The 21,329-nt window shown below is 68.0% G+C and carries 15 protein-coding genes, 1 tRNA gene and 1 CRISPR repeat array (1 of these 17 running past the window's edge); of the genes, 7 read left to right on the top strand and 9 right to left on the bottom strand.

The window, feature by feature from the left end; genetic code table 11:
• Nucleotides 1–263: 263 nt before the first annotated feature.
• The 6 genes from JK364_RS27355 to JK364_RS27330 all read right to left on the bottom strand — a co-directional run bounded on the left by JK364_RS27355 (nt 264) and on the right by JK364_RS27330 (nt 7,528).
• Nucleotides 264–1,433: a glutathione-independent formaldehyde dehydrogenase gene (locus JK364_RS27355; protein WP_201853962.1), complete on the bottom strand. Its 1,170-nt coding sequence runs from the start codon at nt 1,431–1,433 to the stop codon at nt 264–266.
• A gap of 235 nt (nt 1,434–1,668) precedes the next feature.
• Nucleotides 1,669–4,056 carry a SpoIIE family protein phosphatase gene (locus JK364_RS27350; RefSeq protein ID WP_201853961.1) on the bottom strand — a complete coding sequence of 796 codons (2,388 nt, stop codon included), beginning with the start codon at nt 4,054–4,056 and terminating at the stop codon, nt 1,669–1,671.
• A 4-nt stretch (nt 4,057–4,060) separates the two neighbouring features.
• Nucleotides 4,061–5,263: a PP2C family protein-serine/threonine phosphatase gene (locus JK364_RS27345; protein ID WP_201853960.1), complete on the bottom strand. Its 1,203-nt coding sequence runs from the start codon at nt 5,261–5,263 to the stop codon at nt 4,061–4,063.
• Nucleotides 5,155–5,850: an RraA family protein gene (locus tag JK364_RS58130; RefSeq protein WP_201853959.1), complete on the bottom strand. Its 696-nt coding sequence runs from the start codon at nt 5,848–5,850 to the stop codon at nt 5,155–5,157. Before JK364_RS58130 ends, JK364_RS27345 begins: the two co-directional genes overlap by 109 nt.
• Before the next feature lie 59 nt (nt 5,851–5,909).
• Complete coding sequence (locus JK364_RS27335) at nt 5,910–6,233, bottom strand: RidA family protein (protein ID WP_201853958.1); 324 nt, start codon at nt 6,231–6,233, stop codon at nt 5,910–5,912.
• 140 nt (nt 6,234–6,373) lie between these two features.
• Nucleotides 6,374–7,528, bottom strand: a complete 1,155-nt coding sequence (locus tag JK364_RS27330) for a hypothetical protein (RefSeq protein ID WP_230992541.1) — start codon at nt 7,526–7,528, stop codon at nt 6,374–6,376.
• Nucleotides 7,529–7,741: 213 nt separating this feature from the next.
• On the opposite strand from JK364_RS27330, the gene JK364_RS27325 reads away from it, so the two are divergent.
• Both JK364_RS27325 and JK364_RS27320 read left to right on the top strand, forming a co-directional pair.
• Entirely contained in the window at nt 7,742–8,047 is a 306-nt protein-coding gene (locus tag JK364_RS27325; protein WP_201853956.1) for a GMC oxidoreductase, read from the top strand.
• 277 nt (nt 8,048–8,324) lie between these two features.
• A complete protein-coding gene (locus JK364_RS27320; protein WP_201853955.1) occupies nt 8,325–9,599 on the top strand; it encodes a tyrosine-type recombinase/integrase in 1,275 nt (424 codons plus the stop codon).
• Nucleotides 9,600–9,716: 117 nt separating this feature from the next.
• Here JK364_RS27320 and JK364_RS27315 read toward each other — a convergent pair.
• The 3 genes from JK364_RS27315 to JK364_RS27305 form a co-directional block, all read right to left on the bottom strand.
• Nucleotides 9,717–9,801: transfer RNA gene (locus JK364_RS27315), tRNA-Pro, on the bottom strand.
• A 410-nt stretch (nt 9,802–10,211) separates the two neighbouring features.
• Entirely contained in the window at nt 10,212–10,709 is a 498-nt protein-coding gene (locus JK364_RS27310; protein ID WP_201853954.1) for an SMI1/KNR4 family protein, read from the bottom strand.
• 121 nt (nt 10,710–10,830) lie between these two features.
• Entirely contained in the window at nt 10,831–11,076 is a 246-nt protein-coding gene (locus tag JK364_RS27305; protein ID WP_201853953.1) for a hypothetical protein, read from the bottom strand.
• 3,257 nt (nt 11,077–14,333) lie between these two features.
• On the opposite strand from JK364_RS27305, the gene JK364_RS57625 reads away from it, so the two are divergent.
• The 5 genes from JK364_RS57625 to cas3 all read left to right on the top strand — a co-directional run bounded on the left by JK364_RS57625 (nt 14,334) and on the right by cas3 (nt 20,704).
• Nucleotides 14,334–15,122, top strand: coding sequence for a CRISPR-associated endoribonuclease Cas6 (locus JK364_RS57625; RefSeq protein WP_201853952.1), 789 nt, complete (start codon nt 14,334–14,336; stop codon nt 15,120–15,122).
• On the top strand, nt 15,122–16,510 hold the full coding sequence (locus tag JK364_RS27295) for a hypothetical protein (RefSeq protein WP_201853951.1): 1,389 nt from the start codon (nt 15,122–15,124) through the stop codon (nt 16,508–16,510). The genes JK364_RS57625 and JK364_RS27295 overlap by 1 nt, the downstream gene beginning before the upstream one ends.
• A gap of 2 nt (nt 16,511–16,512) precedes the next feature.
• A complete protein-coding gene (gene cas7i / locus JK364_RS27290; protein ID WP_201853950.1) occupies nt 16,513–17,541 on the top strand; it encodes a type I-B CRISPR-associated protein Cas7/Cst2/DevR in 1,029 nt (342 codons plus the stop codon).
• A gap of 99 nt (nt 17,542–17,640) precedes the next feature.
• Nucleotides 17,641–18,327, top strand: coding sequence for a CRISPR-associated protein Cas5 (gene cas5, locus JK364_RS27285; RefSeq protein WP_201853949.1), 687 nt, complete (start codon nt 17,641–17,643; stop codon nt 18,325–18,327).
• The gene (cas3, locus tag JK364_RS27280; RefSeq protein ID WP_201853948.1) at nt 18,320–20,704 is read left to right on the top strand and encodes a CRISPR-associated helicase Cas3'; all 2,385 of its coding nucleotides are present in this window, start codon (nt 18,320–18,322) and stop codon (nt 20,702–20,704) included. The genes cas5 and cas3 overlap by 8 nt, the downstream gene beginning before the upstream one ends.
• 373 nt (nt 20,705–21,077) lie before the next feature.
• A CRISPR array of direct repeats spans nt 21,078–21,329; the repeat unit is 30 nt; unit sequence CGTCCTTATCTACCCGAGAGGGTTCGCAAC; it runs 168 nt beyond the window's last position.

Here is a 21,329-nt window from a genome sequence, read left to right as displayed (position 1 = left end):
GGAACGGGATCGGTTAGCAGACTCTCTCCCCAAGGGTGACAAATCGGACGCACGAACGTCCGCGCTTGTGGGGTCTAATTTCGCCGCCCCAGACCGCCACCGAGGACAGGTACGAGCAGGCGCGATCCGGGCGGCCCACACCCGGGCATACCGGCTCGCCGCTTCCCAGGCCGACCCGGGCAAGGATGGCAGCCCGCGCGGCCAGGATGCGCCCCGGCCCCGTGGGCCTCGGGGCACCGGGACAGCGGCGCCCGGCCGCCGGGTCAGCCGGAACCGTCCGGGTGCAGGATGACCTTGGTCCAGCCCTCGTCCCGGCGGTCGAAGTGGTCATAGGCGTCGGGGGCCTGGTCCAGCGGAAGCTCATGGGAGACCACCCAGCTGGGCTTGGCCTTGCCCCCGGCGATCAGGTCGCGCAGCCGGCGGTTGTACCTCTTCACCGGCGCCTGGCCGGTGCCGATCTTCTGGCCCTTGAACCAGAGCTTGCCCCAGTCGATGGGTACCTTGCCCTTGGCCTCGAAGTCGCCGATCTGGGGCTGGTATTCCCTGCCGCCGGGGTCCTCGGGGACGAACACGCCCACCACGCCGATGCACCCGGTGAAGCGGACGTTCTCGATCAGGCTGTTCATCGTGCGGGAGGCGTCCTCGTGGCCCGACGGGTCATGGGCCTGGTAGCCGACGCACTCGCAGCCGTTGTCGGCGCCGAGCCCCAAAGTGGCTTCTTTGATGACCTCGCCCGGGTCCTGCTCGCGCATATCGATCGGCATAGCGCCGATCTCCTCGGCCTTGCGCAGCCGATCGGTGTGGAAGTCGCACACCCACACCCGTCCAGCACCCTTGATCACCGCCGAGTAGGCCGCCATCAGCCCCACGGGACCCGCACCGTAGATGACGGTCTGGTCCCCGGGCTTGACGCCCGCCATCTCGGTGGCGTGGTAGCCGGTGGGGAAGATATCGGCCAGCATCACGTAGTCCGTCTGGCGCTCTTCGGCGTCCTCGTCCAGCCGCAGCGCGTTGAAGTCCGCGTACGGCACGCGCAGGAACTCGGCCTGGCCACCCTGGTACGGCCCCATGTCCGCGAAGCCGTAAGCGGCTCCGGCGGCCGAGGGCTCCGGCTGCATGGTCAGGCAGTAGTTGGTCAAGCCGCGCTCGCACTGTTTGCAGAAACCGCAGGCGATGTTGAACGGCAGCACCACATACATGCCGACCTTGAGCTTTCTGACCGCCGAGCCGACCTCGATGACCTGCCCCAGGTTCTCGTGCCCGAAGATGCGGCCCTTCTCGAACGACGTACGCCCTTCGTACATGTGCAGATCGGAGCCGCAGATATTGGTGGTGGTGATTTTGACGATCGCGTCGCAGGGGTGCTCGATCTTCGGGTCGGGCTTCTCCTCGACCGCGACGTTCCGCGGTCCTTCGTATACGGCTGCTTTCATGATCACTCCTCGCTCACCACCACACGCATGCGACCACTGCCGTCACCCGGCCCGAGGCCGCGAGTGATGGTGGATGGATGGTGGCGCGGCCGTCATGTCCTGCGGCCCCGCTGCGATGGCGGCACGTGCCGCCTGCCGTGGGAGACGGGTCGCCCTGCCCTTCACGGTCTCACCAGGGCACTTCGAACGCGACCGCAGCCGGCGGGGGTGGTGGGGCGGCGCCCCTCGGCCCCGCTCAGTCGTCTGAGAGATCCTGCTCGGCCCAGATGGTCTTGCCATGGACCTCCAGGCGAGTGCCCCAGCGCTGGGCGAGTTGGGCCACCAGGAAGAGGCCGCGGCCGCCCTCGTCGAGCGCGCGGGCCCGGCGCAGATGCGGTGCCGTGCTGCTGAAGTCGGAGACCTCGCAGATGAGCGCGCGGTCGCGAATCAGGCGCAGCCGGATGGGCGGGCTGCCGTAGCGGATCGCGTTGGTGACCAATTCGCTGACGACCAGCTCGGTGGTGAGGACCAGCCTCTCCAGTCCCCAGTCCATCAGTCGGGCGGTGACCTCCCGCCGGATCCGGGAGACGACGGCGGGTTCCGGGGGGATCTCCCAGGTGGCGACCCGGTCGGGGCCGAGGGCCCGGGCGCGGGCGAGGAGCAGGGCGACATCGTCTTCGGGGCGGGCGGGGAGCAGAGTCCGCAGGACGGTGTCGCCGAGGGCGTCCAGGGACGGGCCCGGCTGGGCCAGGGCCTCGCACAGCGCCTCCAGTCCCTCGTCGATCGCGCGGTCGTGGCCCTCGACCAGGCCGTCGGTGTAGAGGGCGAGGACACTGCCCTCGGACAATTCGGTCTCGACCGCCTCGAAGGGCAGGGTGCTGAGGCCGAGGGGCGGGCCGTTGGGGACGTCGAGGATGTCGGCGCTGCCGTCCGCGGTGACCACGGCGGGCGGGGGGTGGCCGGCGCTGGCGAGCGTGCAGTGGCGGGAGACCGGGTCGTAGACCGCGTACAGGCAGGTGGCGCCGGTGGCCTCGGGGGGTTCGGGATCGTCCTCGGCGGCCAGCCGGGTCACGAGATCGGCGAGGTGGGTGAGCAGCTCGCCGGGCGGCAGATCGATATCGGCCAGGGTGCGTATGGCGCTGCGGAGGTGCCCCATGGTGGCGGACGCCTCGACGCCGCGGCCCACGGTGTCGCCGACCACCAGGGCGGCGCGAGCGCCGGAGAGCGGGATCACGTCGAACCAGTCGCCGCCCACGCCGGCCCAGGTTTCCGAGGGCAGATAGCGCGAGGTGACCTCCACCGCGGCCAGGTCGGGCAGGCGCCGCGGCAGCAGATTGCGCTGCAGAGCCCTGGCCGTCATGCGCTCGCGCTTGTAGCGGCGTGCGTTGTCCACACATACGGCCGCTCGGGCCGTGATTTCCTCGGCCAGCAGCAGGTCGTCCTTCTCGAACGGCACCGGCGTCCGGTGGCGCGCGAGGAACACCACGCCAAGGGTGACACCGCGGGTGCGCATCGGCACCACCAGCTCCGAGTGGATCCCGTACTCCCGGATCCGGGCGGCCCGTACCGGATCGAGGGCGTCCCACCGGACCATGAGCTCGTCGGTCACCTGGTAGAGGATGGCCCGGCCCTCGGCCAGGCATGCGGCCGACGGTGAGGACTCCGGGTGGGTGTCCAGTTCGCCCACGTCGGCCACGGCCTCCGGGGTTCCGGGGAGGACGGAGCGATGGGCGGCGCGGCGCATGGTGATGGGACCGGACAGCGGGCCCGAGGGGGGTTCCTCACCCTGGTCGAGAAAGGTGAGCAGGTCGACGCCGACGAAATCGGCGACCCGGGGGACGGCCACGTCGGCCAGTTCATGGGCGACATGCGCGAGGTCCAGGGTGGAGCCGATGCGCTTCCCCGCCTCGTTCAGCAGCAGCAGCCGCTCCTGGGCCTGGTGCCGGCGGGCCGTGTCATACGCGGCGAAGCACACGCCGTACACGCGGTCCGTCCGGTCCTTGAGCGGCGCGAGCGAGATCGTCCAGGCGTGCTCGCGGCTCTCCCCCGGCACCCGCAGATAAGCCTCCAGGACCTGCCGTTCGCCGCTTTCCAGCACGCGGCGCATGCCCTCCTCGGTCTTCTCGCTCTCCGGATGCGACAGGAGCTCGACCAGGCGCATACCGCGCATCCGATCCTCGGTGAGGGCGGCCGCCGCCTCCATCTCGGCGTTCGCCCGTACCAGCCGCAGGTCCGTATCGAAGGCCGCGAGCACGCACGGGGCCTGGGTGAACGCCCCCACAGCCGCGTCGGCCTCGGGCGGACGCGGTTCCCGCGCGACGGCGGACACCAGGAGCCACCCGGTGGCACCGCCGTCCGCCACCACGCGGTGCGCCAGCGCCTCCGCCTCCATACGATGGCCGTCTCGGTGGCACAGCCCCACCCGTCCGCTCCACCTCGACCGGCCGGCCAGACAGCGCCCGACCGCCTCGACGGCGGTCTCCCCGGCCCACAGCTCGGTCACCGCTCGCCCCACGATCTCCTCGGGCCGGTAGGCGAGCAGCCGCTGGGCGCCCTCGCTCCACCCGGTCACGACGCCGTGCGAATCCATCGTGGCCGTGGCCAGGTACACCATGTCGAGAGGCTCGTTCACCACGGGGGACATCGTCTTACGGTCCCGGCGGCCACCATTCGATCATCAGAATCGTGGCGTCGTCGCTGAGTTCGTCGCGCCGGCGGTCGACGATGGCGTGAATGAGCAGGCGGAGCACCTCCGTGGCGTTCTGCCCGGCGGCCGTCGACCGGATGATGTGGTCGGTGAAGCGGTCCAGGCCGAATTGTTCGCCTCCCTCATTGCGCGATTCCACGACACCGTCGGTGTACAGCAGAATCCGGTCACCGGGTTCCAGGGCCGCCTCGTGTATCTGCCGGGCACTGGCGGCCAGGCTGGCGGGCAGCCCCAACGGAGGCTCGGAAGGCCGCTCCAGTTCCTTCTCCAGCAGCCGGTGGCGGCGGATGAGCAAGGGGGACGGATGGCCGCAGTCGGACCAGCGCAGCACCCCCGTGGGCATGTGCAACTGGGTGAAGATGCCGGTGCAGAACTGATCCGGCAGCCAGGTCGACAGCGCCGAGTCCACGGCGCCGACGAGCGAGGCCAGGTCGGCGCCCGTGCGCCGGGCGTTGCGTGACCCCGCCATGGCCACGGAGGTGGCGAGGCCGGACGCCAGATCGTGGCCCATGCCGTCGAGGATCGTGGCGTGCAGCACGTCCGCGGTGAACGAATGGTCGAAGGCATCGCCTCCCAGCTCGTACGCGGGCTCCAGGACCGCGGTGGAGACCACCCGGCCGGTGCCGATCGAACGTGGCGGCAGAAAGGCCCGCACCATCTCCGTGGACAGCTGCATGGGCCGGGTCCGGGTGCGCTGCGCGAACGTGTCGATGTAGGTGCGCTTGGAGGTGATCACCAAGCCGAGGAGCGAGGCCAGCGCCCGCGAGCGCCACAGCCGCAGCCCGTTCAGGGACTCCATCCGCAGTCGCAGGACTCCCAGCCGCTCGGCCCCGTTGGCCAGCGGCAGCCATACGACCAGCCCGCCCGAGCCGTCCTCCTCCACCCGCAGGGCGTCCGTGCGGTACGCCCATCCGGCGAGGGAGGCGTCCACCGGGAGTTCCGTCTCGTCCTCTGCCAGCGGCAGCAGCAGCCGCTGCTGGAGATCGATCAGATGGACGACGGCACGGCCCAGGCCCATGGCCCCGGCATAGCGGTTCAGGACCTCCGGGAACTCCGCAGGTGAGGCTTGCTCGGCGGCGCTGACCAGCTCCTCGAGCATCCGTTCGGCGGCCCCGGCCGAGGTCGACACATCCGCGTCCACCATACGAGCAACTGTACGGCGGGCTCTCTTCCGGCGTCGTCCGCGGCCACCGTCCCGGCCGCCCCGCGGGGCCGGCTCAGCCCTCCTCCGTCGGCGGCCGGGGCGCGCCCTCGCCCTCCGCACGGGCCACCTGTTTCTCCGCCTCGCCCAGCTGAGCGCGCCCCTCCTGCCGGGCCGGCTCGACGTCCCCGTTCCAGTAGTGTCCGGCCCACGGCGCTCGTCAGCTCCTCCAGCGCCCGCACCAGCGGCTCCGCCTCGCGCCGTATCCCCGGCAGTTCCCGCAGATCGGTGACAACTCCGTCGACCACGACGCCCGCCGCGCCCGCGGCCCGCGCGACACAGCCGGTGACAGCGCCGATCGGAGCGTGGGTGAGGTTCTGCCCGGTGTCGACCACCGGCACGTCCACGGGGCCCAGCAGGTCCAGCGCCTCGGCCATCGGGGTGGCATCCGGTGGCACGATCCTCAACGTCACCGCCCGGCCGACAATCTTCCCGTCCGGCACAAGTGCATGGATCCGCGGATCGACGAACCTCTCTTCAAGGAAGTCGCCGAGGGCCGGGAAGCCGACCTCCTGGAGCTTCCCCGTCAAGGAGTCATCGGGGTCCGCGGTCTGTGTGGTGCGCGCTCGTTGTCATCACATTCTCCCGCCTACGCGTGTGATTCCGAGGGACATACCGCGACGCAGTCCACTTCGAGGCGCACTCCCCACAGTCCTACGGCGACGGTGGTCCGGGCCGGCATGTGATCGGGTCCGAAGATCTCGCGGTAGATCTCGTTGAACTCCTCCATGCGGTCTTCCTCGACCAGGTGGGCATTGACCTTCACCGCCTCGGACAGATCCGAGGCGGCCTCCGCGAGCACCGTTGCCAGATTGGCGAACGTCTGCCTCACCTGGCCGGCGAAATCCACCGGCATGTCTCCCCCGGGGACGGCGGGAACCTGACCCGCGGTGAAGCCCAGTCCGTTCGCCACGACGGCCTGCCCCTCCCTTGAGGACGGCCCGCGCAAGTGGACCAGGAGGATGCCGGGGGAGTCATTAAGGCATCACCTTCGTGATGCGGCCCCCGTGCATGACGCCATGCGCGGGGGCCATCGGTCCACACTGCCGACGCCTACCCCGACTGCGCGGTGTCGGCCTCCTGGCGTTCACGCTCCGCTTGCTCGCGGCGCTGGCGTTCCCGTTTGCCGTAGGCGGCGCGGCGGACCGCTTCGTCGCTCTCGAATTCGGATCCGAGGGCTCCACCCACGATGGCCGCCGCGCTCGCCAGCGACGCCAGGCGCGCGTAGTCGCCCAGTCCGACCGAGCGGCCCACCTGCTTGGCCAGCACTCCGCCGTCAATGAGGAACAAGGACACCGCGAAGTCCACGACATAGAGGCCGACGAGACCGCACAGGACGCCCAGGGACAGGGTCAGGACCGTGGAGAGGTTGTACAGCGCCGCCTTCTCCCTGTCCTCGGGGGAGGGAGTTTCGGGCCGCTCCCACAGACGCCGGTGGACGATGAGCCAGGTCACCATGGCCGCCACCGAGAAGAGGGAAATCACGGCGAGCCGCTCGACCCGGATCCCGGTGGCCACGTTCCAGACAGCCCCGTTCATCACGGCGATGGCGCTGGTGGCCAGCGCGGCAGCCAGCGCCTTGGCGAGGGCGGGGACCAGCCGCCAAGGGCCGTTGGCGCGAACCATTCCGAGCAGCAGACGCAGGCGTCCTCTCGCCGGAGACCCCACGATCCGCAGATCGACAATCTCTTCGTCCGTCGCCACGCGCTTCACGGGGGCGGTCCGCTCCGGAACGATCGGTCCGATGGCGCCCTGGCCCGGCCGCGTGGAGCCGTCGCCGGTCGTGGTGAGCATCAGATCTTTCAGGAGCCGGACGACGGAGCGACGGAGCCGCCGCCGTAGGAAGATCCCACCGAGCGCGGGCAGCGACACCAGCGCCACCCGATCTTCGGCGTCCACATCGACCACCAGTGGTCGCCTGCCGGTACGCAAGGGCAGATCGGTGAGGCAGACGGCGATGTCCCAGTTCTCCCGGAGCTTGTGCTCCCGTGTCGCGTTCAGGATCGCGACACTGTCCTGCAACGTGGCGGTCAGCGGGTCACGGACGACCCGCAGGCTCCACTCGATGTCTCGGTTCACGGCTTCGGCGAGCGGTTCCGGCAGATCCTCGGCCAGCTCCTCCGCCAGTTCCGCCGGCGCGTCCGGATCGACGAGGAGGCCCACCACAACGCGCGGCTGCTCGTTGTCCGCATCCGGAGTAGCCCGCATCCCCACTCCCGTCTTCCGTGATGTGAGCAGCAGGTGCTGGGGCAGGCCGTGGGGCCGCGCCGAATCACGGTAACGGCACGCTCCCGGAGGACGGCGGCGACACGCACGCCCGACCCGTAGCGCTTCAAAGCTGCTTCACAGGTGCTGACCTGGTGCAATGTGCTTGATCAGCAGTCCGGCCGCCCATCGGCGCTGTCCCGATTCGGCCCCGTCATGATCACACCCGGCCCCGACATCACCAGCGAGACCGAGACATGCGCTCGGAAGGCCACCGGGACCTCCTACCACCCCTCGGACACCTGCCGCATGGGCGTCGGCGCGAACACCGGGCTGGACCCCGAGGGCCGGATGAGCGCCCTCAGCGGGCCGCGCGTCGTGGACGCCTCGATCATGCCGAAGGTCATCACCGGCAACCTCAACGTCCCCGGTGATGATGGCGGAGAAGCTCGCCGACGGATCGTGGGATGTACACCAATGAAGCCGTCCGAGACGACGCATCACAGCCAGCCGACGGCCTGACGGCGGAGCGCCGTGGTGGCGATGCCTGACTCCGCCGATCGAGCGCGACAAGAGACATGGCTTGGCACATTATTTTCGGCAACAACAACCTTCAGCCAGCGAAGGCCGACTACTACCGCCCCGCACTTGTCGGGAAAGTAAAGGGATCACCGGGGTCAGGAAACCGATCAGGCCAGTGGTGGTCGGATTGTGGTCGTAAGGAGTTTCCATTCTCCTTAGCCGCGATTGACAATGAAAATGCCGCAACAATTCCGTGTCGCCGTAGAAGGTGATCGTCATGGGCACCCACGAGACCGTGGGGCGCGTCTACCGCCGCTGCGGCTGCCGCGACGAGCAGCGCCGCCAGCTCGGCACCCACTGCCCCCAGCTGATCTCCGATCCCGCCCACGGGACCTGGACCTTCGCCCTCGACCTTCCCGCCACCGCACCCGGTGAGCACAACCGCACCGTGCGCCGCGGCGGCTTCCCCACCGAGGACGACGCCCGCACCGCCCTGCACCGCTACCGCGCCGGCCGCCGAATCGGCATCAGCGCCGACCCGAACCAGACCGTCGCCGACTACCTCACCCAGTGGCTCGCCGCCAAACGACTGCGGCTCAAGCCCACCACATGGGTCCGCTACCGCGACTACGTCCACGACGACCTGATTCCGGCCCTCGGCCCGATCCGCCTGGACGAGCTCGCCTACGAGCACATCCACCACTTCGTACTGGCCCAGCTCGCCGCTGGACGAGGACGCCCCACCGTCTGGCACATCCTCGCCACCCTCTCCAGCGCGCTCGGCGACGCCGTCCGCCAGCACCGACTCCCCACCAACGTCGTCCGGCCCACCGTGATCCCCCGCCCAGCCTCCACCGAGCGCACCATCTGGACCCCAGCCCAGGCCATCCGCTTCCTGCGCCACTGCCACACCAGCGATCCGGACTTCGCCGACCTGATCGAGTTCCTCATCGGCACCGGCCTCCGCAAAGGCGAAGCCCTCGGCCTGCACTGGGACGACGTCCATCTCGGCTCACGCACCGTCTACGTCCGCTGGACCCTCTCGGCGATCGACAACAACAAGCTCGCCCTGACCCGCCCGAAGACCCGCAAGAGCAGCGACTGGGTCGCCCTCTCACTCCGTATCCACGCCATCCTCACCCGCCGCAAAACTCAGCGCCACGCGCCCAGCGACCCGGGCGGCGGATTCGTCTTCCACCGCGAAGACGGACGCCCACTGCACCCGGAATACGTCCTCAACCACTTCCACTACCTCGCCCGCCAGGCAGGCGTCCCGCGCACCAGCGTCCACGACCTGCGCCGCCTCGCCGCAACACTGGCCCTGACCCACGGCGTCGAGCTGACCATCGTCTCGAAGACCCTGCGCCACTCCACGATCTCCACCACAGCCAACATCTACGGCCACCTCACCAAACCCGCAGCCCGCCAAGCCGTCGACGCCATCGCCAAGCAGCTCGACCGCGAGGAAGAACGCTACGACCACACAACGACCACCAACCCACCCGCCCCGCGAAACCAGCCCCACAGCGACCAGTACACACAAGCAGCATGAAACAGCATCAGCGCCAGAAGCGGGTCCGAAGCAGATCTACGACCACCCAACGACCACCAACCGAAAAGGCCGCCCCCACCTTCCAGCGGAAACGGCCTCCGACCTGCAATAACACCGTCGGGACGACAGGATTTGAACCTGCGACCCCTTGACCCCCAGTCAAGTGCGAACGCCGAATTCCCCGGAATTACGACGCTTTCCGCAGGTGAAATACGTGTGGTAACACCTGAGTTGTGCGGGGTCGCGCACACCGTGTGGTCCCCAAATGGTCCCCACCGCAGTGCCTCCAAAAGCCAGCTTCGCTTGCACTTCCATCATGCACCGCTTGGCAACATTCGACAAAAGCCCATCCGAGAGAGGAATGTGCGGGCGCACCCCGGGCCGTGGCGACGAGTAGCCGTGCGCCGCCTGAGGCGCAGGGACGGGGTATTCAAGCCCCGCAAGATTGCGCGGTCGGCCCAGTCCAGGGGTGGCCTCGGGGCACTGCCGCGCAGCACAGCATTCGCGTGGCGTAGCACGAACCGCTCGACGTCCCTGGGAGTGAAAGAGTGGCTGCCCCGTACTCTCCGACCTGCGCTTCTCATCCGCCGCCGCCCGTCTGGAGGCTGTCCTTCAGTCTGTGGAGCCGTGCTCCGGGTGCGCCGGCGTCCACGGAGCGCCGTCACCTGGCAACGGCCCCCACACGAGCGCGCCCCGGTGGATGCCGGGTGTGGCCTCGGCCATCAACGGGCCGGTGCCTTGGGTGAGGGCTTCGGCCACGGTGCCCAAGAACTCGCTGAGGGATCCGTGCCCGGGGTAGGTGAGCGGTGCCGACGGCGGCTCACCGCCGTCCTGGCTGAAGGTGGCGAGGCGGCCTTCGGCGTCGATTGCCAGGCCGCCCCACGGAGGCAGGGAGTAGTCGGTGACGGCGAAAGGCACCCAGGAACCCCAGTACTGATCGGTGGTCCCTCCGCTACCCCGGACTTGCGCGATCTCCTCAAGCGGCAGCAGATGGTGCTGGGCGAGAAACAGGCCCGGATCATGCTCGTCGGGGTCGCGGTCAAGGGCTGAGGCATCGACCGTTCCGTCGCACACCATCAGCAGCGTCACCAGGTCGGCGGGCAGACCCATCCCCAACTCATTCTCTGCGGATCGAACGTCTGCCACGGCAGCGCCCGGCCGTAAAGTGGCGTGCGAGGCAGGCGCGTGCACCGCCAGCCAGTGAGCGATGGCGGTCCAGGCGGGCCGAACGTCACTCATGGTGTCCTCCATGTTCACCCGCGTGTACCGGACTGACCTCGATCAGCTCGGCCCTGCGCGGATCGCGTTGCGGATGCGGGAGATTGCGGATGCAGAAGGGGATCACCGGCTGGTCCTTCTCTGCTTCCAGGACTTGGCCAAGCCGGGACTGTGGTGTCACCGCCGGGTCTTCGCTGCGTGGTGGAAGGATGTCACGGGTGATGAAGTCCGCGAGCTGAGTCCAATGGTAGGCGGCCACGAGCAAGGCACTCTTATGCAAGGGAACGGATTGTCTGCGAATACCCCCGCGGCAGTAGTGCCCGACCGTATGGCCGCCCAGCCGGGCACAGCGGTTTGAAGTAGAAGGCGAATCCAAATTCTGGGTTAAGCGCGAATCGAGCCTCGGTTGACTGTAGGGCGATGGCGTTTACTGGCGTCGTTTGTAATCCACTCTCAATGTGATCGGCGCGCCATCGCCGAAAATGTTAAGCAGCAGGTTGTGATTCTCCACGCCTGATGAGGACGTTGCCCGACCTGCCCGACCTCGGCATGTGGCGGCTGTTGCGAACCCTCCAGGGCTGACGAGAACGCGTCGACGCAGCGGCTCCCCACCTACGAGCTCGACACGTTGCCAACCCTTCAGGGCTGGTGAGGATTTCTCTCCTCGGCCCTCCAGGCTGATGAGGACACGTCGCTCAGATGGTGCTCACCGCCGTCGTGCAGTTGCCAACTCTCCAGGGTTGATAAGGACCCTGTACGGCTCCACCCTCCGATGCACCGTCCGCCTGGTGTTGCCAGCCTTCCAGGGCTGATGAGGACGCCGTGGGCGGACCCCAGCCAGTCTCGGCGGTCCTGGTTGCCAGCCCTCAAGGGTTGATGAGGACCGTCCGCGACAGCGGCCCCGCATCCACCTGGACGCCGTTGCCAGCCCTCCAGGGTTGATGAGGACGCGAGCGGCGCGAATACCTGGCCGCCAACCGCCGCCTGGTGTTGCCAGCCCTCCAGGGCTGACGAGGACGGCTCGCGCTGTCGTACGCGGACCGGCCCGGGTACCGGTTGCGAACCCTCCAGGGTTGATGAGGACCGCGAGGAGCGCGGCCGCTGGACCTACGCTGCCAAGTTGCGAACCTTCCGGGTTTGATGAGGACTGTGCGGCCTGTGGCACGACACCCCCTGCGGCTTCATGTTGTGAACCCGCCAGGGCTGATGAGGACAAGAGGTCCGGTGCCGGCCTCGCACCCGCCAACTCGTGTTGTGAGCCCTCCAAGGCTGATGAGGACCCGCCGCTGGGCCGGGGTCATGATCACGCTGATCGCGATGTTGCCAGCCCTCCAGGGCAGATGAGGACGACCGGCTGGACCCAGCATCCCGGATCGGAAACGGCTCCGGGTCGTCGTGTTGCTAGCCCTCCAGGGCTGGTGAGGACACGGACGTCCCCATGGACCCCGACCGCATCGGCCTGTTGCCAGCCGTCCAGGGCTGATGAGGACCACCAGGCCGACTCTACCTACTACTACCTGTACGGGTTTCGAGCCCTCCAGGGCTGATGAGGACCGGGGTCGGGCGCGGGGCCGACCGGCGCATCCTCTTGCCAGCCCTCCAGGGCTGATGAAGACCGGACTCGGCGGGCCGCACATGGCAGGACATTCTCACGTTGCCAGCCCTCCAGGGCTGATGAGGACCGGCGACCGCGTCCCGCACCGTCACCGCGATGTCGCGTTACGAGCCCTCCAGGGCTGATGAGGATCCGAAGTCCGGCCCGCCTACACCACCGCGCTCCTCGCGTTGCGAACCCTCCAGGGTTGATGAGGACCGACCTGGTATCGGGCGGCGGCGGGTGCGCCCCGTCGTTGCCAGCCCTTCAAGGCTGATGAAGACGGGAGAGGACGTCACCACCGCACTCATCCAAGCCCGGTTGCGAACCCTCCAGGGCTGATGAGGACCGGAATGTCTGGGTCCGGGTAGCGGTACCCTGGATCATGTGTTGCCAGCCCTTCAAGGCTGATGAGGACGCGGGTAGGCCGTCCGAGTGATGCAGGGCCCGGGCCGTGCGCTGTTGCGAACCCTCCAGGACTGACGAGGACCTTGGCCACGAGGGCCTCCAGACATGAAGAAGGCCCGTTGCGAACCCTCCAGGGCTGATGAGGACCCAGGCCGCCCGCGTTGCCTGGGACCTGGTCAAGGCGTTGCGAACCCTCCAGGGCTCATGAGGACGGGTGGCGAGGGCGTCGGTCAAGTCGGCCCAGCGGTGTTGCCAGCCCTGCAGGGCTGATGAGGACCTGGTCTGCTTGTGCGACCGGCGCACCGGGCTGGGCGCGTTGCGAGCCCTCCAGGGCTGATAAGGACCGGGGTCGGGCAGCTCCTTCTCACGGTGCCAGGGGGGCCAGCCCTCCAAGGCTGATGAAGACAGGTCTGCTCGCCGAACTCTGCGGCGGCCCAGTTGTGTTGCCAGCCGCCAAGGCTGATGAGGACCAGCTACACGGTCGAGGTCCACGAGGCGAACCACCCGTTGCCAGCCTTCCAGGGCTGATGAGGACGAGGGTGCCCGGGATCTACCTCCTCCCGGCGAGCCTGTTGCCAGCCTTCCTGGGCTGATGAGGACCGGAGATCACCCGCGCCCGAGCCTCCACCGTCATAGTTGCGAGCCCTCCAGGGCTGATGAGGACGACGCTGATCGCCGGCGGGGTCGCCAGCCCGGGGTTGTTGCGAGCCCTTCAAGGCTGATGAGGGCACCCGCGTCCATCAGGGACTCGGTCATGCGGACCTGTTGCGAGCCCTCCAGGGCTGATGAGGACGTGGAGACCTGGGGCGATCGCACCCAGGCGGTCGCCGGACGTTGCGAGCCCTCCAGGGCTGATGAGGACACGCGAGTGCCGGAACACCGGGCTGGCATTGCGAGCCTTCCAAGGCTAATGAGGACGGGCGTCGGAGTTCGCGCGGGTGATTCCGGCGGAGTTGTTGCCAGCCCTCCGGGGCTATGAGGGCCAGGGCCCGACGACTGCCGTGCACGGTCGGATTGCAGGTTGCCAGCCCGCAAGGGCTGATGAAGACACGGATTCCTGCCGCTGAACCGGGTGATCGAGACGTAGTTGATAGCCCTCCAGCATCGACGAGGATGCGGAAAATGGGCCCCAAACAGTCATTGTGGGCGCGCTGTGAACCTTCCTCGGTTGAAGAGGTCGCGGGCCAGCCGCATGGATAACAGGGGTATGCCCTGTTGGTGCCCCATGTAGGGGTAATGAGTGGTGTGAGGTTGTCAAGTCGCCATGCGCTCGCAGGCTCTCCTGGGGCGACGACTCCGACGCTACCCCACCCCTCTGACAACTGTCCCAACTTGCTTGAGCCGGACCGCTTTTGGAGTCCGGTCTGATCGATTCCGACCGTTGTCGGTAGCCGCTGGTAGACCCTCACTCATGAGCGCAGCATGCGGGATTCGGGTGTGATAGACATACCGCCTCAGTCGGGCAATTTAAGGAAAAGCTCGTACCGAAACCAGCTCTCTTCGCGGGCACACGTGTGCCCGCTGACCAGCAGAAAGGAGGAGATGTGCGCTTACGCGTCCATGTCAGCACCAGGGCGAAGGAGATCCCGTGGGATCAGGTCATCGCGCCGGGGCGGGCGATCGTCTACGCCGCGCTGACCCGCCAGGCGCCGCAGCTCGGGGCCAAGGTCCACGAGACCGGATGGGGTCCACACCGCATGGCGCCCTTCGGTCACAGCGCCCCGGTCTTCCCCAAGCCTGTCCGTGCTCGCGGCACGTATGTCGCCGGAGGTACCGGCACGCTCGAGTTCGGCAGCCCGGTCGAGGAGATCGTCGAGGCCCTCGCCAAGGATTTCGCGATGATCCCCATCCTGGACTGGGGCGGTGTGGCATTGAACATCGAGGGAGTCACGCGAGTCGAGCCGCCTGCCTTCGCCTCCGGCAGGGCGCGGTTCCGGACCGCCAACCCCATCACGGTCCAGAGCGAGGCCCTGCGGTCGCCAGACGGTCAGCGGATCCGAAGGACGTGGCTTCTCCCAGGCGACACCGGGTTCGACGTCGCGCTGGGCCACAGCCTGCGCCGGAAGGCAGAGACTTTCGGGCACGGCACGGTCACTCTTGAGGCGATTACCTGGATCGGGCCTCAGCGGTCCTTCTCCGTGGTCGGTCACGGTGGCGATGCGTCCGGTACGGTCCATCGGGGCAAGAAGACCGGGGCGCCGGTGGAGATTGATGTCTCGGGTGCACCGGCGGCGCTTCAGGCGCTGTGGTCCGCGGGTATCGGTGGCGCCACATCCGCTGGTTTTGGCTGGGTGCTGCCCTGATGACAGACCAGCTCACGCAGAACGAGCTCCGGCTCACCCCGCATCCCCTCCAGCGTGCCGGTGCCTACGCGATCGCCGCCATCGCGAAAGCCGCTCACCCGGAGAAGGTCACCGGGGAGCAGTTCGACCAGGTCGTCCAGCGCATGATCAGCGACCTTGTCGCCACCAGCACGGTGGCGAAGGGCCAGGCCGGGTGGTACCTCCTGGGCATCTCGTACACCTTGTGGCCCAACTGCGCGCTCCACTACAAGAGCAAGCGCACCCCTGAGGGAATCGCCGCCTGGCGCAGTGTGCCGCCTGCGCAGGCGTGGCCGGGTGTTCCCTGTTCGCTGTGCGGGCGCCCCGCCTGCGACTGGTACGGGAACGTCGACATCCCTCTCGGCGCCAGTGTCGAGCATCGCAACACCACGGCCCCGGATCATCAGGGGACCCCGTTGTGCTTTCCCTGTGTCACGAGCTTCCACGCTCTGCCGTACGCCTTCACCGCGGGCGGAGGGGTGCTGTACGGGCTCCATTCCTGGGACGAGAGGTTCATGGCCCGCGCCACCTCCGCCGCCGTCCCCGGCAATCAGCGGCACATGATGGTCCGCGGTGATCTGAAGAAGGACGGAGGGGCCTTCCCTGTCGAGTTCGCCGCCTTGAGGGCGCTGCGCTGGTGGGACAAGCGCATCACTGCCGGTGTGCAGGCCATCCAGTTCAGCAACAGCACCCGGGATATGAAGTTCCGGGTGGAGGACATGGGCCAGCCGCTCGCCGAGTGGCTGCGTTCCACCGCTTCGGACACCGGCCGCCGTGCCGGTGTCCGCTTCCTTGCCCGTGCCCAGGCCACCGCCAAGGTCTCCGGACTGCGCATGCTCGCCTGGCGCGCGTTCAACCAGCCCGACCAGATCCCGTCCCGGGCGACCGGGTGGCTGCGCGACCGGATCACTGAAACGGGTCGCATCCCGGCGGCGGTGCCGCACCTCGCTCCCTTGATCCGCACCTATCTCATGGAGGTCCTGCACGTGCTGGAAAAGGACGTCGGACACGTCACCACCATCGCCCGCCGCATCGCCGACGTCGTCACCGCCGACGACGACAAGCGGCTGAAGAAGTTCGTCGTGGCCACACGCCGGCCCAACGACCTCAAGGGCTGGCTGCGGAGCCAGATCGCCGACTGGGCCAAGAAACGCCCCGCCGAGGCCGCGAACGAACCCTTCATCACCGTCCCCCAGTGGCGCGTGCTCTTCGACTCCGGCAACACCTCCTGGAGCGCCCGCGAACTGCTCTTCGTCGCCGTCTTCGAAGAACTGTGCGCCCGCGGTGCCACGGTCACCGCCACCGACGAAACCACCACCGACGAGGACTTCACGACCCTCGACACCAACGACCAGGAAGAGAGCGACTGACTATGAGCATCTACCTCACCGGCAAGGCCGTCCTCGACATCCAGGCCGGCGCCCCCAACAACGGACGCGGCACCGCCGACCAGGGCAACGTCACCCCCGTCAAGCAGCACCGCACCGGCGGCAAGACCTACCCCTACGGCTCCGCCCAGTGGTGGCGCCGCATGCTCAGGGACAGCCTCCCCGAAACCGAGACCCCCTCGCCGGTCCTCGTCAACGGCAAGGACGCCAAGCAGCAGGCATATACCTCCGGCCGCCCCGACCGGTACACCGACGACGACCTCTTCGGCTACATGGCCGCCACCAAGAACGGCTCCCACATGCGGGATACGGTCCTGTCCACGGGCACCTTCGTCTCGATCGCGCCCGAACGGCCCACCCGCGACTTCGGCACCATGAACCGCGGTCTGCCCACCGGCGCCAACCCCATCCTCCACGAGCACGAGTTCTACACCGCCGCCCTGCAAGGGGATCTCCGCCTCGATCTCGCCCGCGTCGGGTTCTTCGAGCAGGACGGCGGCGTCCGCAAGGCCGCCCTGTCGGACGAGGCCGTGCAGGAAGCTCTCCAGGCGGGATGCACCGAGGCCGCCCGCCGGGGAACCTCCGGTCTCCTTCTGCCCCTCCAGGAACGACGCCGCCGTGTCGCCGTTCTCCTGCGCACCATCGCCGCCATGCACGGTGGCGCGAGCCAGGCCGCGCACTACGGAGACCGCACGCCGGCTTTGATCCTCCTCGCCCCGATCCAGGGCGGCAACCAGCCCTTCACCCGGATCCTGGCACCTGTCGAGGGTGAGATCCGGTTCTTCACCGACACGCTCCGCGAAGAGATCGACGCCTGGTCCGACCTCATCGACGGCAAGATCTACCTGGGGTGGGCTCCGGGCTTCCTCGGCGATCAGCGCGAGACCGCTCGCGCCGACCTGGACGACCTCATCAAGGATGATCGCCTGGTCATCGACCACCCCCGCGTGGTCCTCGAACGGCTCGCCACCGCGATCGAGGCCGGACAGCACGACGCCTGGTACCAGGACTGAGCTCAGGCAACCACTCATGCACCCGCACGGGACCAGCACGGGAACGGCATTCCCCCAAGCCTGTTCCACCAGCCGCATCCCGGCCGTCAGGAGATACCGGTGACCCGTATCGACGCCCTCGAAGTTACCGTCAACGCCCCCATCGTCAGCTTCCGCAACCCTCTCTACCAAGGCATCCAAGTCGGCCTGCCCTGCCCGCCACCCAGCACCGTGGGCGGCATGCTCGCCGCCACAGCCGGCGCCTGGACCCAGGTCCCTGAGAACACCCGCTTCGCCATGACCTTCACCGCCCAAGGCTCCGGCACCGACCTGGAGACCTACCACCCCGCCGCCACCAAAGCCGCCTACCGCAACGCCACCATCAAGGACCGCGAGTTCCTCACCAACGTCACCCTCACCCTGTGGCTGACCACCGACCTGGAGATGTGGGAAACCGCCATCCGCGTACCCGTCTGGCCCCTGCGCCTGGGCCGGTCCCAGGACCTGGCCACCGCCCGCACCCGCCGCGTACCCCTCACCCACGGCGGCACCGGCACTCAAGGCCACGCACTCATCCCGCACACCACCGCCCCCGCCCCCCGCACCATCCACAACGGCGAGCAGCTGCAACTGCCCACCGCCACCACCCTCGACCGCTCCCGCACCACCTGGGACACCTACCGCTACGCCCGCACCGGCACCGACGCCACCCTCCCTGCCGACTACACCACCGACACCGGCCAGGCCCTCATCCTGCTCCCCCCAGTCCACCCCACGCACGCAGCCGCGAAGGACACGCATGCATGACGCCCGGCCCCTGCGCGCGAAGAGCGCCCGCCACGGCGAAACCGCGGGCGAACTGCTCACAACCCATTCCCTGACCACACTCCGACGAGCCGACACCATTACGGCACGCATCGGACACATCCCCGGCCTGCCCCCGCGGTTCCCCCTCCGGTTACGGGCCGCCAGCTTCCTCCACGACACGGGCAAGGCCGCAGAAGGTCTCCAACGCCAGATCGGCAACACCAACGATCCCCCAAAAATATGGGGCGAACGGCACGAAGTCCTCTCCCTCGGCTTCCTCCCCACCGTCCTCGCCACACTCAAGGAGGAAGAGATCCTGTGGATCGCCACCGGAGTCGTCACCCACCACCTGCCTCTCACCGGCGAAAAGGGCCGCCGACACGCACTGCTCCCGATCTACAACCGCGACACCGCGGAGGACTTCGCCAAGAAGTTCGGTCCCATCGACGCGGACACGGTTCAAGACCTCACCGACTGGCTGCACACCACCGCTGTCAATACCGGTCTCATCCCCGCCGGGCCATGCCCCACCCTCACCCCCGAAACACTCGTGAAGGACGCGCACACACTCTTCGGTGAACTCATCGACCAGTGGGAATGGCCACTCCTGGAGCCTGATGCCGAAATCGACGGCATCACCGCCGTCCTCCTGCAAGGCGGAGTCACCATGGCCGACCGCATGGCCTCCGCCCACACACCCGTCCACCAGAACCACCCCCTCACCCCCGCATACCGTGACCGCCTCGAAGACCGCCTCACCGCCCACGGCCACCGGCTCCGCCCCCACCAAGCCGAAGCAGCGCGCACCAGCGGTCACGTCTTCATCCGCGCCTGGACCGGCTCCGGCAAAACCGAAGCCGCACTCCTATGGGCCCTGCGGAACCTTCACGAGATGACCGCCGCTGGGCAAGGCACACCCCGGATCTTCTATCTCCTGCCCTACCTTGCCGCGATCAACGCCATGGTCCGCCGCCTGGAAAGCGACCTCCACGCTCAGGGAGAAATCGGTGTCTCCCACTCGCACGCGGCCTCCTACTACCTCAGCCGCGCACTGGAAGACGAATGCCCCACCGATACCCGGGCCCTGGCCGCCGCACGCAAGTCACTGTCCCAGGAGAACGCCACCCGCCTGTTCCGCGAACTGATCCGGGTCGGCACCCCCTACCAGCCCCTGCGCGGCACCCTCGCAGGCCCCGCCCACTCCAGCGTCCTCCTCGACACCACCAACTCGCTCTTCATCCTTGACGAACTCCACGCCTACGACCCACGACGCCTCGGCATGATCCTGGCCATGATGCGCTTCTGGGAACGCCTCGGCGGGCGATTCGCCATCGTCTCCGCCACCCTCCCCGACGCACTCCAAGAAGCCATCCGCACAGCCCTCACACACCAGGTGCGCCTGATCGAGCCGCCGGAAGGAACCGTCTTCCCCCGCCGGCACCGCCTCTCCATCCGCCGCCACTCCCTCCGCTCGCCCGAGGCCATCGCCGAGATGACCGGTCGGCTCGAAGCAGGCGAAGCCCTTCTCGTGGTCGCCAACAACCGGCCCACCGCACGCGCCCTCTACCGCGAACTCGGCCCCATCGCCCGCCGCATCCACGGTGGTCCGGACGCGGCCATCATGCTCCACTCCCGATACCGCCGAGATCACCGCGCCGACATCGAAGACCGCATCCGCCACCGCTACAAAAACGGCCACGAGGACCGCAAAGGCGGCCTCCTCGTTGCCACACAGACCGTCGAGGTCTCCCTCGACGTCGACTTCGACAGCGTCCACGCTGCCTGTGCCCCCATGGACGCCCTGTGCCAACGCTTCGGCCGCGTCAACCGCAGCGGCGCCCGCCCACCGGCCGACGTCATCGTCCACGCCCCCCAGTACATGCCTCGCCGCGGTGAACCCGGCTTCTTCGCAGACGGGGTCTACCCGAAACAACCCGTCGCCCTGGCCTGGAACATCCTCCAGCGCCACCACGCTGACATCATCGACGAAGCCATGATCACCACATGGCTCAACGAGATCTACGCCAACACCGACGGCTCCTGGGGCGCGAGCTGGCGCACCGAGCTCGAACACTTCAAAGAACGGTTCACCGAAGCCTTCCTGACCTGGACCGAACCCTTCCGCGACCGCTCCGAACTCAAAGACGACTTCGACGCCATGTTCGACGGCAAGGAAGCCATCCTCACAACAGACCGCGACGAATACGCCCGACGCCTGGCCACCGACAACGGCCGACGACCAGGCCGCCTCCTCGCAGAAGACCTACTCATCCCCATCGCCGGCAACACCGAGACCACCTGGGACAACAAACTCAAGGTCCACATCATCAACGCTGAATACGACAAGGAAAACGGCCTCGGCACAGTCCGCCCCTGAACCCGCCGCTAGAATCAGCGCCCATCAGGGCACGCAGCTTGAAACCTCCATACCCTTCATCACCCCGTCACGGGGTCACAACGTACGCGCTTTGCCTTACGCGCGTCGCACGTCATCAACCTGAACAGGACTGCCAACACACAGCCACAACCACTTCTGGCGGGTTCGCAACTGCATCTCTCTGGGACAAGGCTCCGCGGGTCACCTTGTCGTCAACGCTCCTCGTGGGCTGGCGAGACGAGCCCAGCCCGGCCCCGGTCATCGTGATCAACGCTTTGACCTGCACAGATGCACTACCGTTGGACCGCTGCAAAACGACCCCCGAGACTGCGAATCATTAGCTCACTGACCTGCGGCTTTACCGTCGGGGAGAAGTCCTTATCTACCCGAGAGGGTTCGCAACTCCTCGGCCAGGACCTGGGCCCCGGTGCGGCGGACGAGTCCTTATCTACCCGAGAGGGTTCGCAACGTGGTTGGTGTCGGCGCCGGGTCTGCTTGGGTGCTCGTCCTTATCTACCCGAGAGGGTTCGCAACCGGCAGGCAGTGACGAACTCGGCGATCGTCTGGACGTCCTTATCTACCCGAGAGGGTTCGCAACGGCCAGCCGGGGCCGGGCTGGGGCTCA

Origin of the sequence: Streptomyces endocoffeicus (genome assembly GCF_016741935.1) — a bacterium.
Taxonomy (GTDB): Bacteria; Actinomycetota; Actinomycetes; order Streptomycetales; family Streptomycetaceae; genus Streptomyces; species Streptomyces endocoffeicus.
This window is presented reverse-complemented; position numbering and strand designations above follow the sequence as displayed.